The sequence below is a fragment of the Curtobacterium sp. VKM Ac-2922 genome, from assembly GCF_022815645.1.
Classification (GTDB): Bacteria; Actinomycetota; Actinomycetes; order Actinomycetales; family Microbacteriaceae; genus Curtobacterium.
Genome location: NZ_JALGRO010000006.1, coordinates 59880 through 78763, shown reverse-complemented (window position 1 = coordinate 78763; position 18884 = coordinate 59880). Strand labels below are relative to the sequence as shown.

At 72.6% G+C, this 18884-nt stretch carries 19 protein-coding genes; 13 read left to right on the top strand and 6 right to left on the bottom strand.

What is annotated here, in order from left to right; all coding sequences use genetic code 11:
- Positions 1-44 precede the first annotated feature (44 nt).
- The 4 genes from MT346_RS08710 (at position 45) to MT346_RS08695 (ending at position 4442) form a co-directional block, all read left to right on the top strand.
- Entirely contained in the window at positions 45-1073 is a 1029-nt protein-coding gene (locus MT346_RS08710) for a RimK family alpha-L-glutamate ligase (protein WP_243562567.1), read from the top strand.
- A gap of 82 nt (positions 1074-1155) precedes the next feature.
- On the top strand, positions 1156-2193 hold the full coding sequence (locus tag MT346_RS08705; RefSeq protein WP_243562564.1) for an LLM class flavin-dependent oxidoreductase: 1038 nt from the start codon (positions 1156-1158) through the stop codon (positions 2191-2193).
- Positions 2193-3500 (top strand): O-acetylhomoserine aminocarboxypropyltransferase/cysteine synthase family protein, encoded by a 1308-nt coding sequence (locus MT346_RS08700; protein ID WP_243562562.1) that lies wholly within the window; start codon positions 2193-2195, stop codon positions 3498-3500. The genes MT346_RS08705 and MT346_RS08700 overlap by 1 nt, the downstream gene beginning before the upstream one ends.
- 9 nt (positions 3501-3509) lie before the next feature.
- Positions 3510-4442, top strand: a complete 933-nt coding sequence (locus MT346_RS08695) for a 4-(cytidine 5'-diphospho)-2-C-methyl-D-erythritol kinase (protein WP_243562559.1) — start codon at positions 3510-3512, stop codon at positions 4440-4442.
- A gap of 4 nt (positions 4443-4446) precedes the next feature.
- Here the strand turns inward: MT346_RS08695 and MT346_RS08690 are convergent, their stop codons facing one another.
- Both MT346_RS08690 and MT346_RS08685 read right to left on the bottom strand, forming a co-directional pair.
- Entirely contained in the window at positions 4447-4962 is a 516-nt protein-coding gene (locus tag MT346_RS08690; RefSeq protein ID WP_243562557.1) for a GNAT family N-acetyltransferase, read from the bottom strand.
- An 80-nt stretch (positions 4963-5042) separates the two neighbouring features.
- A complete protein-coding gene (locus MT346_RS08685) occupies positions 5043-6701 on the bottom strand; it encodes a glycosyltransferase family 39 protein (RefSeq protein WP_243562554.1) in 1659 nt (552 codons plus the stop codon).
- A gap of 149 nt (positions 6702-6850) precedes the next feature.
- On the opposite strand from MT346_RS08685, the gene MT346_RS08680 reads away from it, so the two are divergent.
- The 5 genes from MT346_RS08680 (at position 6851) to MT346_RS08660 (ending at position 11116) form a co-directional block, all read left to right on the top strand.
- Positions 6851-7255 carry a molybdopterin-binding protein gene (locus MT346_RS08680; protein ID WP_243562551.1) on the top strand — a complete coding sequence of 135 codons (405 nt, stop codon included), beginning with the start codon at positions 6851-6853 and terminating at the stop codon, positions 7253-7255.
- Positions 7242-8357, top strand: coding sequence for a HesA/MoeB/ThiF family protein (locus MT346_RS08675; RefSeq protein WP_243562548.1), 1116 nt, complete (start codon positions 7242-7244; stop codon positions 8355-8357). The genes MT346_RS08680 and MT346_RS08675 overlap by 14 nt, the downstream gene beginning before the upstream one ends.
- A gap of 100 nt (positions 8358-8457) precedes the next feature.
- Complete coding sequence (gene modA, locus MT346_RS08670; RefSeq protein ID WP_243562546.1) at positions 8458-9249, top strand: molybdate ABC transporter substrate-binding protein; 792 nt, start codon at positions 8458-8460, stop codon at positions 9247-9249.
- A gap of 59 nt (positions 9250-9308) precedes the next feature.
- A complete protein-coding gene (locus MT346_RS08665; protein ID WP_243562796.1) occupies positions 9309-10100 on the top strand; it encodes an ABC transporter permease in 792 nt (263 codons plus the stop codon).
- Complete coding sequence (locus MT346_RS08660; RefSeq protein ID WP_243562544.1) at positions 10097-11116, top strand: sulfate/molybdate ABC transporter ATP-binding protein; 1020 nt, start codon at positions 10097-10099, stop codon at positions 11114-11116. Before MT346_RS08665 ends, MT346_RS08660 begins: the two co-directional genes overlap by 4 nt.
- Before the next feature lie 114 nt (positions 11117-11230).
- Here the strand turns inward: MT346_RS08660 and MT346_RS08655 are convergent, their stop codons facing one another.
- From MT346_RS08655 to MT346_RS08645, 3 genes are read right to left on the bottom strand one after another with little or no spacing between them, the layout of a single operon-like run.
- Positions 11231-11476, bottom strand: a complete 246-nt coding sequence (locus MT346_RS08655) for a MoaD/ThiS family protein (RefSeq protein ID WP_374202519.1) — start codon at positions 11474-11476, stop codon at positions 11231-11233.
- On the bottom strand, positions 11473-12552 hold the full coding sequence (gene moaA, locus MT346_RS08650; RefSeq protein ID WP_243562542.1) for a GTP 3',8-cyclase MoaA: 1080 nt from the start codon (positions 12550-12552) through the stop codon (positions 11473-11475). Before moaA ends, MT346_RS08655 begins: the two co-directional genes overlap by 4 nt.
- Entirely contained in the window at positions 12549-13958 is a 1410-nt protein-coding gene (locus MT346_RS08645; RefSeq protein ID WP_243562541.1) for a glycosyltransferase family 87 protein, read from the bottom strand. The genes moaA and MT346_RS08645 overlap by 4 nt, the downstream gene beginning before the upstream one ends.
- Between MT346_RS08645 and MT346_RS08640 the strand changes: the two genes are divergently transcribed.
- The 4 genes from MT346_RS08640 to pheA are packed head-to-tail and all read left to right on the top strand — an operon-like array spanning position 13899 to position 17480.
- The gene (locus tag MT346_RS08640) at positions 13899-15470 is read left to right on the top strand and encodes a molybdopterin-dependent oxidoreductase (RefSeq protein ID WP_243562540.1); all 1572 of its coding nucleotides are present in this window, start codon (positions 13899-13901) and stop codon (positions 15468-15470) included. The genes MT346_RS08645 and MT346_RS08640 overlap by 60 nt on opposite strands.
- A complete protein-coding gene (locus MT346_RS08635; protein WP_243562539.1) occupies positions 15467-15925 on the top strand; it encodes a hypothetical protein in 459 nt (152 codons plus the stop codon). Before MT346_RS08640 ends, MT346_RS08635 begins: the two co-directional genes overlap by 4 nt.
- 9 nt (positions 15926-15934) lie before the next feature.
- Positions 15935-16516, top strand: a complete 582-nt coding sequence (locus tag MT346_RS08630; protein ID WP_243562538.1) for a MarR family winged helix-turn-helix transcriptional regulator — start codon at positions 15935-15937, stop codon at positions 16514-16516.
- A 10-nt stretch (positions 16517-16526) separates the two neighbouring features.
- Positions 16527-17480 (top strand): prephenate dehydratase, encoded by a 954-nt coding sequence (pheA, locus tag MT346_RS08625; RefSeq protein ID WP_243562536.1) that lies wholly within the window; start codon positions 16527-16529, stop codon positions 17478-17480.
- A gap of 192 nt (positions 17481-17672) precedes the next feature.
- Here pheA and MT346_RS08620 read toward each other — a convergent pair whose 3' ends face one another.
- Positions 17673-18758, bottom strand: a complete 1086-nt coding sequence (locus MT346_RS08620; protein ID WP_243562534.1) for a diacylglycerol kinase family protein — start codon at positions 18756-18758, stop codon at positions 17673-17675.
- Positions 18759-18884: the final 126 nt, after the last annotated feature.

Sequence of the window (18884 nt, the reverse complement as noted above, 5' to 3'; positions counted from 1 at the left end):
CACACACCTGGCAGCCCCACGGGCACCGTGCCTAGGGTGGACCGGTGACCTCCCCGCGCGTGTACGTCATCCACGAGAACCCCGAGTGGTTCCCGCCGCTCGCCGCCGCCTTCGAAGCCGAGGGCGTCCCGGTGCAGGAGATCCTGCTCACCGAGGGACAGATCGACCTGGGTGCCGAGCCGGAACCCGGTGTCTACTGGAGCCGCATGTCGGCCAGCAGCCACACCCGCGGGCACGAGCACAGCAAGGAGTACACCCGCGCCGTGCTGGGTTGGCTCGAACGCGCCGGCCGCCAGGTGGTCGGAGGCAGCCACGTGCTCGAGCTCGAGGTGTCGAAGGTCGCGCAGCACGGCCTGCTGCGCAACGCCGGGTTCGACGTCCCCCGCACCACCGCGGTGTTCGGCACGAGCACCCTGAAGGACGCCGCCGCCACCTTCACGGACGGCCAGGACGTGCCGTTCATCACGAAGCACAACCAGGGCGGCAAGGGCCTGGGCGTCCGCCGCTTCGACTCGCTCGCCGAGTTCGACGCCTACGTCGACTCCCCGGAGTTCGAGGAGCCCGTCGACGGCATCACCCTGCTGCAGGAGTACCTGACCGCGCGTGAGCCCTTCATCACGCGTGTCGAGTTCGTCGGCGGCGAGTTCGTCTACGCCGTCCGGGTCGACACCAGCGCGGGCAGCTTCGAGCTCTGCCCGGCCGACGCGTGCGCAGTGCCATCCGGAGAGAACGGGCCTCAGGTCATCGCCGGCGCCGTGTGCGACGTCCCCGGCACCGAGACCGCCGGCGCCCCGCCCGCGTTCAGCGTCCGGACCGAGGTCACGGCCGAGCATCCGCTCGTCCAGCAGCTGCGGACGTTCCTGGCCGACCAGCGCATCACGATCGCGGGCGTGGAGTTCATGGAGACCACGGACGGCCGCACGGTGGTCTACGACATCAACACCAACACGAACTACAACCCGGCGGTCGAGGAGACCGCGCCGGCCTCCGGCCCGCGCTCCATCGCCCGGTACCTGGGCGGCCTGCTGGCCGACGAGTACGCGACGACCGCCGCATCCGTCGCCACGGCCTGAACCCGACCACCCACCGGACGGGAGGCCCGGGTCGCCACCGGCACCGAGCCTCCCGTCCGACAGTCACCACCTGAGGAACCCTGTGCGATTCGGATACTGGACCCCGCTGTTCGGCGGCTGGCTGCGCAACGTCGACGACGAGCACATGCCGGTCACCTTCGACTACGTCAAGCGCCTGGCGCAGCGCGCCGAGCGCATCGGCTTCGACCTGACGCTCGTGCCCGAGCTGAACCTCAACGACATCAAGGGCGTGGCTGCGCCGAGCCTGGAGGCCTGGGCGCTCGCGGCGGCCATCGCGGCGACGACCGACCGGCTCGAGATCATGGCGGCGATGCGGCCGGGGTACCACCTGCCGGCGGTGACCGCGAAGCAGGCGGCGACGATCGACGACATCTCGGGCGGCCGGTTCACCTTCAACGTCGTGAGCGCCTGGTGGGCGGAAGAAGCGCGGCAGTACGGCGGCATCTTCTCCGAGCACGACGACCGCTACAAGCGCACCGCCGAGTTCGTCGAGGTCATGAAGGGCCTGTGGCGCGAGACGCCGTACTCGTTCTCGGGCGAGTACTACGAGGTGCAGAACGCGCACCTCGAGCCGAAGCCGCTCGTGACGCCGCGCATCTACGCCGGTGGCGAGAGCGAAGCGGGCAAGGCGAGCATCACGCACTACGCCGACGCCTACGTGACCCACGGCGGCACGGTGGACGAGCTGCGCACCAAGATCGCCGACATGCGCCGACGTCGCGACGAGGCCGGGCTGCCGCCGTTCGAGGCGTTCGGCATGGCGGCCTACGCGATCGTGCGCGAGACCGAGGGCGAGGCGCAGGCCGAGCTCGCGCGCATCACGGACGTGCAGCACGGCAACGCCTACGAGTCCTACCAGGACTTCATCTCCAAGTCACAGCTCGAGCACGTGCCCTCGCTCGAGGACTACTCGGTGTCGAACCGGGGGCTGCGGCCGCAGTTCGTCGGGACGCCCGAGCAGGTCGCCGCGCGGATCCGCGAGTACGAAGCGGTCGGCGTGGACACCCTGCTGCTGCAGTTCTCGCCGCAGCTCGAGGAGATGGAGCGCTTCGGCGAGCAGGTCATCCCGCTGGTGCGCTCGTCGGTGGTCACCGCCTGATGGCCTCGGTCGAGGACGGCTGGCACTTCGAGACCCGGCAGATCCGCGCCGGCTTCCGGGCCGATCCAGGGTGGGGTGCGAACGTGCCGCCGATCGCGCAGACGGCGGCGTACGTGTACCCGTCGGCCGAGGACGCGGCCGACCGGTTCATGCTCGACGCGCCCGGGCACACGTACTCACGCGTGAACAACCCCTCGGCGGCGGCGCTGGAGCGGCGGATCGCGGACCTGGAGGGCGGGGTGGGCGCGCTGGCGCTGGCCTCGGGGCAGGCGGCGACCTCGCTCGCGGTGCTCGGTGTGGCGCGCGCCGGCGACCACGTCGTGTCGAGCGCGTCGCTGTACGGCGCGACGTACACGCTGTTCGCATCGACGCTGCGCGACCTCGGCATCGCCTTCACGTTCGTGCAGGACCCGACCGACCTGGCCGAGTGGGCCGCGGCGGTGCGTCCGGAGACGCGGGCGTTCTTCGGGGAGTCGATCCCGAACCCGCGCGGCGACGTGCTCGACTTCGCCGGGGTCGCTGGCGTTGCGCACGACGCCGGGGTCCCGCTGATCGTCGACAACACGATCGCCACGCCGTACCTGGTGCGTCCGATCGAGCACGGTGCGGACATCGTGGTGCACTCGGCGACCAAGTACCTGGCCGGACACGGCAGCGCCATCGCCGGGCTCATCGTCGACAGCGGCAACTTCGACTGGGCGGCGTACCCGGACAAGTACCCGCAGCTGACGTCGACCGAGCACTCCGGGTTCGCGAGCACCGACTTCGCGGCGAAGTTCGGCCGGCGGGCGTTCATCCAGCGCACCCGGTCCAAGCTGTCGGCGGACCTCGGACCCGCGATCGCCCCGTTCAACGCCTTCCTGGTGCTGCAGGGCATCCAGACCCTGTCGCTCCGGATGGACCGGCACGTGTCGAACGCGGCGACCGTCGCCACGTGGCTCGACGGCCACGACCAGGTCGAGCACGTGCACTACGCGGGGCTGCCGTCCTCGCCGTGGCACCACCTGCAGCAGCGCTACGTGCCCCGGGGGCCCTCGGCGGTGTTGGCGTTCGACCTGGCCGGTGGGGCTGCAGCGGGGCGTCGGTTCGTCGATGCGCTCGAGCTGTTCGACCACGTCTCGAACATCGGCGACGTGCGGTCGCTCGTCGTGCACCCCGCGTCGACCACGCACGTGCAGATGACGCCCTCGGAGCGCGCGGCGTCCGGTGTCGGCGACGGGCTGATCCGGCTGTCGATCGGCCTGGAACACCCGGACGACGTCCTCGCCGACCTGGAGCGTGGCTTCGCCGCAGCGCGCGCGGGATAGGTTGGGGTCATGACCTCGCTGGCCGCACCGACTCGCGTGCGGACGCGCGCTCCCGGCAAGATCAACGTGTTCCTGTCCGTCGGCGCACTGCAGGACGACGGCTACCACGACGTCGCGACCGCGTACCAGGCGGTCTCGCTGTTCGAGGACGTGGTCGCCGAACCCGCCGACGACTTCTCCGTGACGTTCACGGGGTCGATCGACACCGCATCCGTGCCCGTCGACGGCACGAACCTGGCGATCCGCGCGGCCCGGATGGTCGCCGAAGCCGCCGGGTACACCGGCGGGGTGCGGCTCACGATCGAGAAGCGCGTGCCCGTCGCCGGCGGCATGGGCGGTGGCTCTGCGGATGCCGCGGCCACGCTGCTGGCGGTGGACACGCTCTGGGGCACCGCGCTCGGCCGTGACGAACTGCTGCGCATCGCCGCGCGGCTCGGGGCCGACGTGCCCTTCGCCTTCGCCGGCGGCACCGCGGTCGGGACGGGTCGCGGCGACGAGCTCAGCCCGGCGCTGGCCAAGGGCGAGTTCCGCTGGGTGCTCGCGCTGAGCGACGACGGGCTGTCGACACCGGAGGTCTACCGCGCGCTCGACGCCCACCGCGACCGCTACCGGGCGGACATCACCCCGGCGCCGTCCATGCCCGTGGTCGAGTCCAACGTGCTGCAGGCCCTGCGTGCCGGCGACCCCGAGCTGTTGGCGGACTGCCTGCACAACGACCTGCAGGCGCCGGCCATGCGGCTGCAGCCCGAACTGGCGCGGACGCTCGAACTGGGGGAGAAGTCCGGCGCACTGGCCGGTCTGGTGTCGGGCAGCGGGCCGACCGTCGCGTTCCTGGTCGCCGACCGGGACAGCGCGCTCGAGGTCCAGGTCGCGCTGAGCGCCGCGGGCTTCGTCGCCGTGCGTGCCACCGGGCCCGTGCACGGCGCGCGCGTGGTGCACTGACGCGTCAGTCGGCCAGCCGCTGGAACAGCACGTGGTCCTGCCAGGCCCCGGCGATGCGCAGGTACTGCGGCGCGTAGCCGTACCGCTCGAAGCCGCTCTTCTCGAGCACGCGCTGTGACCGCACGTTGTGGGGCAGTGTGCCCGCCTCGAGCCGGTGCAGTCCGAGCCCGTCGAACGCCATGCGGACCGCCAGTCCGACGGCGGCGGTCGCAGCCCCGTGCCCGGCCGCGTCCTCGGCGACCCAGTAGCCCAGGGTGCCGGACTCGAAGGCACCGCGGACGATCGAGTTGACGTTCAGCCGTCCCACCACGACGTCGTCCGTGGTGATCACGAGGGGCAGCATGACTCCGCGGCCCCGACGTCGCAGGCACGAGTCGATCTCCGCGCGCTGACCGCCCTCGGTGAAGTAGGACTCCGGACGGGCGGGGTCCCACGGAGCCAGCCAGGCGCGGTTCCGGACGAGCAGGGCGGCGAGCGGTGCGGCATCGGCCGGTGCGATCAGGCGGACGTCGTGCTGCATGGTCGCAGCATGGCACAGTGCGGCATCGGGACCACGCAGGTCAGCGGCGTCGAGCGCAGGTCAGCGACGTCGGCGGCTGGTCAGCGTGCGCGGACGTACTCGGTCAGCAGCACTTCGCCGGTCTTCCAGTGGTGCTCGGCGACGAATCCGTGCTGCGACAGCACCGACGCCGCCTGCGGTTCGATGTTGCGCGAGGTCCCACCGACGAACCAGACCGTGTCGATGTCGCCCAGGCGAGCGGGAACGGTCGTGGCGAGGTCACCGGTCTGGTTCCACAGCACGCCGGACTGCGCGCCGTCCTTGCGCACACCCAGGTCGGTCATGCCGGTGAACGCCCACGGGTACGAGACCCGGATGATGTCCGCGGTCGCGCCGGGGTGCCGGTACACGCTGCCGTAGATGACGCCTTCGTCGGCGTCCGGTCGGGCGTCCCGGGCGGCGGCGACGATCGACGCGGCGTTCGCCCAGGTGGAATCCTGCTTGGACAGCGGGGTCTTGACGTCGTAGGCGTTCGGGACGGACAGCAGCAGGACGGCGGCCAGCGCACCGACGAGCCAGGCCTTGGGCCGGATGAGCGTGATCGCCAGCGCCATCAGCAGCGCCACGAACGGCAGGCTCAGGCTGGCGTACTTCGGCGAGTACAGGTGTTCGCCGAGTGCGGTCGCTCCGACGAGTGCGGCCGTCGGGACGATCACGAGCGGCAGGGCGACGCGCACGGCCTGCATGCGGACCAGGGCCCGCACGGAGGCGCTGCGGCGGTGGGCCTGCACGCCGGCGGTGACGACGCCGACGATCAGCAGGGCCCACGCAACGGCGGCGTACCAGTCCATGCCGCCGAACCACGCGGTGGCGAAGACCTGGTCCTTGGTGCGGTCCGTGATGCCGGCGATCCAGCCGACCTGCTTCGACTGCGAGGCGACCTCGAGCACGAAGGGCGAGGCGATGAGTGCCGCGGCGCCGGCGGCGATCAGCCAGCGGACCGATGTCCGCCGCGTCACCAGCGGTTGCGTGGGCAGGCCGCTCCGGACCTGCATGGTCTGTGCCCGGGTCCGTCGGCGTTCGGCCAGGGCGACCCAGAGCAGGGCGACCGCGTGCGCGACCACGGCGAGCGAGAGGTAGATGTTGAACGTCACCGACACCAGCGCCAGCACGCCGTACGCCGACCACCACAGGACCGGTCGTCGTCCCGAGCGTGTGCGGCGGACGGCCGTCAGACCGACCAGGGTCAGGCAGACCGACAGCGCGGTGATGGTGGCGTAGGGTCGCCCTTCTCCGCCGGCCCACTGCACGCGGGGCAGCGCGAGGAAGACGAGCCCGGCGACGATCCCGAGCCGCCGACCACCCAGCCGGCGACCGAGGGCGACGACCAGCCCGGCCGCGACGCCGATCGCCAGAGCGCTCGGGAAGCGCAGCGTGAAGGGGGTGTACCCGACCAGCCAGAACCAGGCGTGCATGAGCGCGTAGTACAGACCGTGCACGGCGTCGACGGAGTGCAGTTCCGCCCACAGCTGCGGCCAGCTCCGCGTGGCACTGGTGACGGTGGCGGCTTCGTCGTACCAGACCGACGGAACCCACGAGAACGCCGCGGTCGCGACGACCGCGAGCGCGCCGATGGTGAGCTCCGGGGTGCGCACGACGGCCACGCCGACCGCGCGGGAGCCCCCTCGGAGGCGACTGCGCACCGTGGGTGCGGACAGCGACCGAGGGACGCTGATGGTGCCGGTCCGGGGAGTGCTCACGGATCCGACGGTATCGGCGCCTGCTGGGCGGCGACCCCGCACAGTGGGGCGATCGACTGGGAACTGCACCGTGGGATTCGGAGTGCTCACAGGAACGGGCGGGTCGGGTCCACGTCCGCCCTGGCCCGCACACCGGCTAGCATCCGGGCATGACCCGCTTGCGCATCCGTGACGCTGCCCGCTACCTGGGGGTCAGTGACGACACCGTCCGCCGGCTCGTGGATGCGGGGACCTTCACACGCTTTTCGGACGGCGCCGGACGCGCGGTCGTCGACGGGCGCGAACTGGCCGTCCACGCCAAGGCCCAGAGCGCCGCGTTGCCGGATCCCGCCGCGGGTCGGAGCTCGGCGCGGAACCGCTTCGTCGGCATCGTCACCGAGGTCGTCGTCGACACCGTGATGGCGCAGGTGGAACTGCAGTGCGGGCCGCACCGCGTGGTGTCCCTGATGAGCGCCGAGGCGGTCCGTGACCTGGGGCTCGAGGTCGGTTCCGTCGCGACGGCGTCGGTCAAGGCCACGATGGTCACGGTGGAGGCACCCCGTGACGACGAATGACGCCGTGACACCCGCGGTGACGTCCGCACCGACACCGCCCGCGACGCCCGCCGCCTCGCCCGGTCTCACCCCCGCCCGACGGCGGCTCGGCTCCCGCACCGCCGCTCTCGACGCCGGTGGGGACCGCACGCTGACCCGCCTGGCCGCCGCACGGGTCCTGGTCGTCGGCGCCGGCGGGCTCGGTGCCCCGGTCATGTCGTACCTGGCGGGCAGTGGCATCGCCCGGTTGACGATCGTCGACCCCGACACCGTCGACCCCTCGAACCTGGCGCGGCAGACGCTCTTCACCACGGCCGACGTCGGACGCCCCAAGGCCCAGGTCGCCGCGGAGCACGCCCGCGCGGTGGACCCGGAGGCCGACGTCGTCGCACTGGTCGGCCGGTTCGCCCCGCAGCTGGTCGTCGACCACGACGTCGTGGTCGACGCCGCGGACTCGGTCGTCGTCACCCGCGCCGTGTCGGACGCCTGCGCCGCCGCCGGTGTGCCCTTCGTCTGGGGCACCGTGCTCGGCTACGACGGCCAGGTGTCGGTCTTCGACGACGCGGGCGTGCTGACCGGCGCCCCGATCGACTTCCACGACCTGCACCCCGAGGTGCACCCGGACGAGGGCTCGTGTGCGATCGACGGCGTCCTGCCGGCCCTGTGCGGCGCGGTCGGGTCGGTGATGGCGGCGCAGGTGACCGCGATCGTCGCCGGCCTGGGTGACCCGCTGGTCGGCCGGGTGCTCACAGTCGACGCCCGACGGTGGCGCTGGACCGAGAGCCCGGTGCGACGCGGACCGGACTCGCATCGGCCGGACGCCCCGGCGGCCGAACCCGACCGCATCGCCCCCGCGGCGCTCGCCGCCCGGCTCGCGGACCCGGCGGACGACGTGGTCGTGGTCGACGTCCGCACGCCCGAGGAGCGCGCCGAGGGGGCCATCGCCGGTGCCGTGACCCCGGACGAGCTCGCGACCGACGCGCACGACCGCGACACACCGGTCGTGGTCGTCTGCGCACGGGGACCGCGCGCCGTCGCGTGGGCGTCGACGGCGGACCGTCCCGCGGTGGTGCTCGACGGTGGCATGCAGGCCTGGCTGCGCGAGGGCCGCCCGGTCGTCTGAACGGCAGGCCGTGACGCGCGGACTGCAGCGCGAACCGAGCTCGCAGATGCGCTTAGGATCGTCATGAGACGTCGCAGGTGCGTCACGGATGGGATCAGACATGCGCAGGACCACGGCGATCGTCTCGGGGGCACTCGCCGCCGCCGTCCTCCTGACCGGGTGCAGCGCCCAGGGCGGATCCACCGCGAGCACCACGCCGAGCGCCAGCGCGACCCCCACGGGCTCGATCACCGTGTTCGCCGCGGCGTCCCTGCAGCAGACGTTCACCACGCTCGGCAACGACTACCAGGCGTCCCACCCCGGCACCACCGTGACGTTCTCGTTCGCGGGCTCGAGCGACCTGGTCACCCAGATCCAGAACGGCGCCCCGGCCGACGTGTTCGCCAGCGCCGACCAGAAGAACATGACCAAGCTCACCGACGCCGGGCTCATCACCGGTGGCACGCCCGCATTCGCGACGAACACGCTGCAGATCGCCGTCGCCCCCGGCAACCCGAAGGGCATCCACGACCTGCAGGACCTGACCGCGTCCGGGCTGCAGGTCGTGACCTGCGCCGCGCCCGTGCCGTGCGGAGCGGCGACCCAGACGGTGGAGCAGGCCAGTGGCGTGACGCTTGCACCGGTCAGCGAGGAACAGTCGGTCACCGACGTGCTCGGCAAGGTCGAGTCGGGACAGGCCGACGCCGGGCTGGTCTACGTCACCGACGTCAAGGGCGCCGACGGCAAGGTCGACGGGGTCGACTTCGACGCCGCGGCGAAGGCCGTCAACACGTACCCGATCGGCGTCGTCAAGGGCTCCGGGCACGCCGCGCTGGCCGCGTCGTTCAGCGCCTACGTCCGGTCGAGCGCGGGTGAGCGGGTCCTGCGGGAAGCGGGCTTCGGCAAGCCGTGACCCGGGCGCACAGCCAGGCCCGGGCGCACAGCCAGACCCGGGCGGACGGCCGGACCCGGCTGCACGGCCGGACCCCGACCCCGTGGTGGTTGCCGGTGCCGGCCGTGGTCGGAGGACTCTTCGTCGTCGTGCCGGTCCTGGCGATGGTCGGCCGCGTCGACTGGTCGTCGTTCGTCGCGCTGGTCACCGCCCCCGCCTCGCTCACCGCACTCGGCCTGAGCCTCGGCACGGCGGCGGCCGCCACGGGCATCGCGCTGGTGCTCGGCCTGCCCCTCGCCGTGCTGTTCTCGCGGGTCCGCTCCCGCTGGGTCGGCGTGGCCCGGGCCCTGGTCCTGCTGCCGCTGGTGCTGCCTCCGGTGGTCGGCGGGCTGGCCCTGCTGGCGGCGTTCGGGCGCATCGGACCGGTCGGCGGGTTCCTGGCCGACCACGGCATCCGCATCGCGTTCACCACCGTGGCGGTCGTGATGGCACAGACCTTCGTCGCGATGCCGTTCCTGGTGTCCGCCGTCGAGGGCTCCCTGCGCGTCGGTGGTGACCGGCTCGAGCGGGTCGCGGCGACCCTCGGCGCGAGTCCCACCCGGGTGCTGTTCACGGTGACGATCCCGCGGGCACTGCCCGGCATCGCCTCGGGCGTCGTGCTGTGCTTCGCGCGGGCACTCGGCGAGTTCGGCGCGACCCTGACGTTCGCCGGCAGCCTGCAGGGTGTCACGCGGACCCTGCCGCTCGAGATCTACCTGCAGCGGGAGATCGACCCGGACACCGCGGTGGCGCTGGCACTGGTGCTCGTCGTCGTGGCGGTCGTCGTGATCGGCGCGACCTCGATCCGCGGCGCGCGGACGGCGTCGGCATGACCGCGCTGCGCGCCCACGTCGTCCTGCGCGACCGTGACGTGGACGTCGAGCTGGTGGTCGGTGCCGACGAGTGCGTCGCGCTGGTCGGACCGAACGGCGCCGGCAAGTCCACCGTCGTCGAGGCGATCGCCGGACTCCTGCGGATCGACGCCGGCGGCATCCAGGTCGCCGGCCGATCCGTCGACGACGGGCGCCGCGCCGTGCCGTCCCACCGGCGCCGGGTCGGCCTGGTCACGCAGCGTCCCGAGCTGTTCCCGGACCGCTCCGTCGCCGGCAACGTCGGGTACGGTCCGCGTGCGGCCGGCCTGGGCGGACGGGAGGCCCGGCTCCGCTCCGACACGGCGCTGTCGGCCGTCGACGCACTCGCCCTGGCCGACCGCGCTCCGGCGACGCTGTCCGGCGGCCAGGCCCAGCGGGTCGCGATCGCCCGGGCACTGGCCGCCGACCCCGCGGTGCTGCTGCTCGACGAACCGACCTCGGCACTCGACGTCGAGGCCCGCGACGACGTGCGCGCTGCCCTCCGTGCCGCAGTGGTGGGACGCCCGAGCATCCTCGTCACGCACGACCCGATCGAGGTCGTCGCGCTGGCGTCCCGCGTCGTCGTGATCGAGCACGGCCGCGTCGTCGAGCAGGGGCCGACCGACCGGGTGCTCGGACGACCGACCAGCGCCTTCGGCGCCGCGTTCTCGGGACTGGTCCTGGTCGTCGGGACCGCCACCAGCCGTGGCATCGCGCTGCCCGGCGGGGGCGAGCTGGTGTCGGCGACGCACACCGGGCCTCCTGGCCGTGCCGTCCAGGCCGCGTACCACCCGACGGCCGCCGTCGTGACGCGGGACGGCGCCGGGCCCGAGCGCACGGTGCGCGGTCTCGAGCCGCGCGACGGCCTGGTCCGGGTGCGGACGGACGACCTGGTCGCCGACGTGACGATCGCCACCGCCACCCGTCTGGCCCTGACGCGTGGCGACACCGTGCACGTCGCCGTCGACCCCGCCGAGCTCGACGTCTCCGCGCGCTGACGCTGACCTGGTGCGCGGTTGTCCGCGCCGTGCGAGGTACTTTCCGCGCACGAACCGATCAACCTCGCACCACGCGACAACCTCGCACGGTGCGCACCCTCGCACCGTGCGGGATCAGCCGCCGGCGAAGGGCGGCATCACGTCGACCAGCCCGACGCCGTCGAGGGTCGTCGACCGGTCACGGGTGCTGAGCCCGTCGACCAGGTACGAGCACCGCTCCTGCAGCACCAGCCACCGGGCGGCGTCCACGGCGTCGACCCCGCGCAGTGCCTGGTCGAGCGTCTCGGCGTCGACCGTGGTCTCGTCGACCCCCACGGCCGCGCGGGCGGCGGCGAAGAACCGCATCGTGGTCATCGTCACCCGCCGATCGCGCTCATGCCACGCGTCGGGTGCACCATGCCGTCGGCGTCGTCACCGTGGTCACGCGGCTTGGCCCACATCGCCAGACGCCAGCGGTCGAGCACCTGCTCGTCCGAGGCGCCGTCGCGCATGAGCCCGAGCAGGTCGGACTCCTGGTCGGAGAACAGGCAGCTGCGCACGTGGCCCTCGGCGGTCAGGCGGGTGCGGGTGCAGTCCGCACAGAACGACTCGGTCACGCTGGCGATCACGCCCACGGTGCCGAGGTCCTCGCCCGTCTCCCGCGGCGCCACCCGGAAGCGCTCGGCCGGGGCGCCGTCGCGTGGGGCCTGGTCCGGGGTCAGCACGTAGCGCTCGCCGAGCATGGCGCGGGTCTCGGCGGCGGTCACCATCGACGTGCCGTCCCACGCGTGCCCCGGGTCGAGCGGCATCTGCTCGATGAAGCGCAGCTCGTGGCCGCGCTCGAGGCACCAGGTCAGCAGGTCGACGGCCAGGTGGTCGTTCACCCCGCGCAGCAGCACGGCGTTGACCTTCACGCCGAGTCCGGCGGCGTCGGCGGCGGCGACGCCCTCGAGCACGCGGGCCAGGAAGGGGCGGCGGGTGACCGTGGCGAAGACGTCGGGGTCGACGGTGTCGAGCGACACGTTCACCCGTTCGAGTCCGGCGTCGCGGAGTGCCTGCGCGCGCGCCGCCAGCCCGATCGCGTTCGTGGTCAGCGACAGCTCGACGCCGAGTGCCGCGCACCGGGTGACGATGTCGACCAGGTCGGCACGCAGCAGCGGCTCACCGCCCGTGAACCGGACCTTGCGGACCCCCAGGTGCTCGGCGCCGAGTCGGACCAGCCGTTCGATCTCGGCCGCGGTCATGAGCGCGTCGGTCGGGATGACCGGCAGCCCCTCGGCCGGCATGCAGTACGTGCAGCGCAGGTTGCAGCGTTCGGTCAGCGAGACCCGCAGGTCGACCGCGCGACGACCGAAGCGGTCGACCAGCCCGGGGTCACCCGCCGGTCGGGGTGGTACGGCGGTCTCGGTCCGGACCCGACGGAGCAGCCCGGTGGCCGGGAGTGCGACGGCGGTCATGGCTGCGATGATACGTCGCCGGGCGTGGGCGTCGGTCGCCCGTGGCGCATGCGGGACGGGACGAGCCGGTCGCGCCAGCGCAGCCAGTCGGCCCGGTCGGTGCGGATCACGGTGACGACCACGATCAGCAGGACCGCCCCGAGCAGCCACCACCGGTAGGCGTCGGCGTTGACCCAGAGCCCGCGCACGGTGATGGCCAGGCCGATCGACGACCACTCCCAGCGCCCGGACAGGGCCACGAACGGGATGAGCAGGAGCGCGTACCAGGGGTAGCGGGGTGTCACGGCCAGGAAGGTCACGCCGATCATCAGCACCTCGCCCGACCACGGCCGGCTCGGGTCGGACAGCCGCCACGCGACGACTGCGGCGACCAGGACGGCCGACGCCACGAGCACCGTCGCGGCGTCGCCCTTCGTCACGAGGGAGACCAGGGCGAAGCGGGACCCGTCCTCGTACCCCTCTTCGCTCAGGTACCCGGGCAGGTAGCCGAGCACCTTCGGCCCGGTGGTGATGACGTAGGGCACGTACAGCAGTGCGAACACGGCGATGCCGACGGGGATCGCCCACCAGTGCCGCCACCGCCCGAGCAGCGGCGGGTAGACGATCGCCGGGATGAGCTTGGTGGCGGTCGCGGCGCCGAGCGCGATGCCGCCCCAGATCGGCCGGCCGAACGCCACGAGCACGGCGCCCGCGGTGGCGAGTGCTGCGCCCAGGACGTCGACGTGCGAGTTCGTCACCGCCTCGGACGCGACGAGCGGCGACCAGGCCCACAGTGCTGCCCACCATGCCGGGCGACCCGTGCGGCGCAGCACGACGAGCAGCCCGACCGTGACGCCGAGCGAGACGATCAGTCCGGCGACCTGGAACGGCATGTACTGCGCCGTCACCGGGACGGCCGACCGCACCAGGGCGAACCACATCTCGGCGAACGGCGGGTAGATGGTGGGGACGTCGACGCGGTTGATCGCCACGCAGTGCCCGTCGGCTCCGTCGCCGAGTCCGTGCAACCGCGGCTTCAGGTTGTCGCACGTGCCGTTCACCTTGTCCGGGAACAACCAGTCCGGACGCAGGTGCGCCAGGGCCTCGGACTGCGGCGTGTGCAGGTACGGCGAGGTCCCGGCGTGCTGCACGATGCCGTCCCAGGCGTACCGCGCCGAGTCCGTGCTGGTGTTGGGCGGACCGACCAGTGCGGCGAGTCCCACCACGACCGCGCCACCGAGGACGATGATGGTCACCAGTCGTGCCGGGACGAACCGCAGTGCCAGGACCGCGACGACGAACACCGCCCAAGCGATCAGGGTCCACGCGACGAATGACAGTCGATGACCGGACCGGAGGAACCCCAGATGCGTGATGCCGACGGCGATGACGCCCGCCAGGGCCAGCACGCCGACGACGGCGATCACGGTGGACAGGGGATGGCCGAGTCGCAGTCGCATGGTGCGTCGAGGCTACCGACGATCGTCCGCCGCTCGCTGCACGACGCCCGGTCCGCGATGGCCTCGCCGAACCGCAACGCCCGGACCGCCGTGGTGCTCGGTCGGCTGCTCGGGATCGCGTTCCTGATCTGCTTCGGCACCGGCGTCTACAGCCACTTCCTGCAGGACCCACTGCCGTGGATGCGGTTCCCCACCCGGCCGACGCAGCTGTACCAGTTCACGCAGGGGCTGCACATCACCGCCGGCATCGCGATCATCCCGCTGCTGGTCGCCAAGCTCAACACCGTGATGCCGGCCCTGGCGCAGGACCCGCCCGTCCGCGGGGTGCTGCACCTGTTGGAACGCGCGTCGATCGCACTGTTCGTGTCGTCCGCGATCGTGCAGGTCGGCACCGGCCTGGTGAACACGTACCAGTGGTACCCGTGGCCGTTCCCGTTCCGGCAGGTGCACTACGCGCTGTCGTACGTGCTGATCGGCTCGCTCGCCATCCACATCGCCGCCAAGCTGCGGATCATCGCCCGGTACTGGCGGGCGCGCGACGCCTACGACGCGGACGGCCGGTTCGTGTACGACGGCTCGGTGGGCAGCGAGCTGCCCGAGTACGTGGGGGAGGCCCGCAGCGCCTCCGCCACCTACCCGCGGGGGATCACGGGTCGGGTGATGCGCTGGGCGGACGGCGCCCCCGCCGCCAGCGTGACCGACGGGGCGGAGCCGCCCCGGGCCTCCCGTCCGCAGTCCGGTGCCGATGCCGGTCCGGACGCCGTCGCCGTCGCCGAGTCTCGGCCCGGCGGACATGATGCGGCCGGATCAGCACGCAATCCGTCCGCAGGGCCGAGTCTCGGCGCGCCCGCGCCCGCGCCCGCGCCCGCGGGCCGGCGGGAGCGCGTCGCGCGACGCGGGTTCTTCGCGGGTGTCGCAGCCGCGACGGCCGGCGTCGTCGTGCTGACGGTCGGGCAGTCGTCGAAGCTCGGCGAGCCGTTCAACGTCTTCGCGCCCCGCAAGCGCCACCTCGGCCCGAACGCGCTGCCGGTGAACCGCACGGCACGTGCTGCCGGTGTGCTCGCCACCGCGACGGCCGCCGACTGGACCCTGACGGTGGTGGGCCCGGCGGTGACGCGGACCTTCTCGCGCGCCGAGCTCGTCGCGCTCGGGATGACCACGGTCGAGCTGCCGATCTCGTGCGTCGAGGGCTGGAGTCAGATGGCGACCTGGAAGGGTGTGCGGATGCGCGACCTGGTGCGGGCCGTGCAGGCCGACCCCGAGTCGGCGGTGCGAGTGACCAGTCTCGAACGCCACGGCGGCTACCGGATCATGGACATGGGCCCCGAGTACACCTCGGACCCGACCACCCTGATCGCGCTCGAACTCAACGGCGGGACGCTCGACCTGGACCACGGGTTCCCGGCGCGCATCATCGCCCCGGGCCGACCCGGCGTGCTGCAGACCAAGTGGATCGAACGGATCGAGGTCCGGTCATGAGGGCCGCGCGGATCACCCTGGTCGTGCTCGGTGTGCTGGTGCTGGCCTTCGGCGCGTACACGATGGTCGAGACCGTCCGACCGAACCGGATCGGTGGGCTCGTGACCTGGCTGATCGGTGCGGTCATCCTGCACGACGCGATCCTGTCGCCGTTCGTGGTGCTGGTCGGCCTCGGACTCCGCCGCGCCGGACGCGCGCTGCGCACGTGGGTGCTGGTCGTGGTGCAGGCCGCGGTCGTGCTCGGCAGCGTGCTCGCGCTCGTGGTGCTGCCGGAGATCGCGGCGAAGGCGCACGGTGCGAAGAACCCGACCGTCGTGCCGTTCGACTACACGACACGCCTGCTGGTGGTCGAGGGCGCGCTGCTCGTCGTGGTCGTCGTGGTGCTCGTCGTCGGGTGGGTGACCGCACGTCGCCGACCCGCGCCCAGGGTGGTTGAAACGACAACCACTTCGTAGGATGGAGCCATGACCGACGAGGTGCCCTGGCTGACACGTGGGCAGCTGCGCGCCTGGATGAAGCTCGTCGCCGTCATGGAACTGCTGCCGGCCGCACTCGACCAGCAGCTGCAGCGGGACGCCGACCTGACGCACTTCGACTACATGGTCATCGCGATGCTGTCCGAGACCGACGGGCGGACGCTCCGGATGTCGGCACTGGCCTCGGCGACGAACGCCTCGTTGCCGCGGCTGTCGCACGTGGTCTCGCGGCTGCAGAAGCGCGGACTCGTGACACGATGCCCGTCGTCGGACGACCGTCGCGCCACCGACGTCCGGCTCACCGACGCCGGGTTCGCGCTCATCGTCGACGCAGCTCCCGACCACGTCCGCACCGCCCGGCAGTTCGTCATCGACGCGCTGACCGACGAGCAGGTCGAGGCCCTCGACGGCATCACCCGGTCGCTGCTCGAACGGCTCGACCCCGAGGGACGCTTCGCCGCGCTGACGTACCCGCGCGACGACGACGACGTGGCGATCTGCGAGGAACGCCTCACCGGGCAGGCGCCACCCCTGCCGGTGCAGCCCGGGCAGGTCGCGCCGCTGCAATAGGCTCAGCCGCATGAGCCAGCCCGACGCCCCGAGCGAGACCTACAGCTACCTCGGACCCGCGGGCACCTTCACCGAGGCGGCCCTCAAGCTCGTCGACGCCGCCGTGGGCAAGCCCTGGCGGAGCGTCAACAACGTCGGCGAGGCCCTGGACGACGTGGTCTCCGGCCGTTCCGTCGGCGCCGTCATCGCGATCGAGAACAGCGTCGACGGTGGGGTCAGCGCCACGCAGGACGCCCTCGCCCGGATCCCCGGGGTGCGCATCGTGGGGGAGTACCTGGTCCCGGTCGACTTCGTGCTCGTCGCCCGGCCCGGCACCGCGCTCGCCGACGTCCGCACCGTCAACGCCCATCCGGTCGCCTACGCCCAGACGCACCACTGGCTCGAGGCCAACGTCCGCGGCCACGGGCACATCCCCGCGTCCTCCAACGTCGCCGCCGCGGCAGCACTGCTCGACGAGCACCCGACCGCCGACGCTGCCGTCGCACCCCCCGGCATCACCGACCACTACGAGCTGGCCGTGCTGGCCGACTCGATCGGCGACAACGCCAGTGCCGTCACCCGGTTCGTGCTCGTCTCGAAGACCCTGGCGATCCCGACGCGCACCGGCAGCGACAAGACGAGCGTCATCGTCGAGCTGCCGGCCGACCACCCGGGTGCCCTGGTGGACATGCTCGAGCAGTTCGCCACCCGGGGCATCAACATGGGGCTGCTGTCCTCGCGGCCGATCGGCGACGAGCTCGGGCGGTACCGGTTCGTCATCGACCTGGACGGGCACGTGCTCGACGAGCGGGTCGCGGACGCGCTGCTCGGCCTGCGCCGGTTCAGCCCGCGCGTGACGTTCCTGGGGTCCTACCCACGGGCCGATCGGCAGGAGTCCGAGGTGCCGCTGCGCTACTCGGACGAGGCGTTCGTCGAGGCGCGCGACTGGCTGCGGGCGATCGTGGCGGGCGAACCCGGGGCCTGAGCCCAGCCCCGCTCAGCACGGTGCGAGGTTGCTGCCGGCGTGCGAGGGTGTGCTCGCTCAGCACGGTGCGAGGTTGCACGCTGGTGCGAGTTCGGCGGCGCCGTGCGAGCTTGTTGCGCGGCACCGGCCGATCAACCTCGCACCGGTCGCGAACCTCGCACCGTGCGCCAGCGCCAGCGCCCCTGCCCGCCGTCAAATGCGGTGGTGCGCCCGCACCTGTCGCGTGGACCGGGTCTGGTCGCGCGGCCCGGCGACCCGCACGCGCAGCGCCCCGCCGTGGATCTGCGCCTTGAACGCCGTGATCTTGCCGACCGGGTCGCCGTCGATCTCGAACTCGTCCGGCGCCTCGAGTCGCGCCGTGAACTCCTCGCCGCGCAGGTAGCGCAGCGGGCGTTCCTCACGCGCACGGGTGGTGATGCGCTTGCCGATCGCGGTGTGGCCCAGCGCCGAGCGCCGGACCGACCGCAGGATCGCGTTCTCCCACAGCATGCGCGCGGCGATCCGCACCCACCCGAAGAACCCCCGCGGACGCATCACGACCACGTCGAACACGCCGTCGTCGATCTCGGCGTCGGGCAGCAGCGTCGCGCCGGCCTGCAGCGTGCCGCAGTTGCCGACGATCAGCGAGTGCGCGCGCACCGAGCGGTTGCCCTCGCCGTCCAGGCGGTAGCGGAACTCGAACGCGTCGGCGTCGCGCAACGACCGGATCAGCGAGTCGACGTAGGCCAGCCAGCCCACCTTCTTCTTCAGCTCGGGCTTCGTGTTCGCGAGCATCCGCGCGTCCAGCCCCAGGCCGGCCATCACCAGGAAGCCGAACTGCTCCCGCGATCCGTCCTCACGCTCGACGCCGACCGTGCCGATGTCGATCGCGCGGTCCTCACCGCGGAAGATCGTGTGGACGCTCGCGCTCAGGTCGTCGATCGGCGCCGGGATGTTGCGGGCCAGCAGGTTGCCGGTGCCGCTCGGCAGCAGGGCGAGTGCGGCGTCGGACTTCCAGACGACCTCGGCGACGGCGCGGACCGTGCCGTCACCACCGGCTGCCGCGACGACGTCGACACCCGCCGCGATCGCCTCGCGGGCCATCCCGCCCCCCGGGTCCTCCTCCGAGGTCTCGAACCACAGCGTCTCGTTCCACCCGGCCTCGCGCTGGTACTGCTCCACCGTGCGCTGCAGGGTCGGCAGGTGCACCTTGACGGGGTTGTAGACGACGGCGGCGGTGCGGTGCTCTGAGGCGAGGGCGTCCGGCTGCGCGGGCGCGGTCTCCGAGGGCGATGACATGCATCGACCGTACCGACGGCGGCTGGGGAGCGCGCACCGGGTCGCGGCCCGGCCGCCGTCGGACGGGAGGATCGTGGCGGGCCCGCACCGGGCCTCCCGTCCATCTGCTGGTCACCTGGCTCTGGC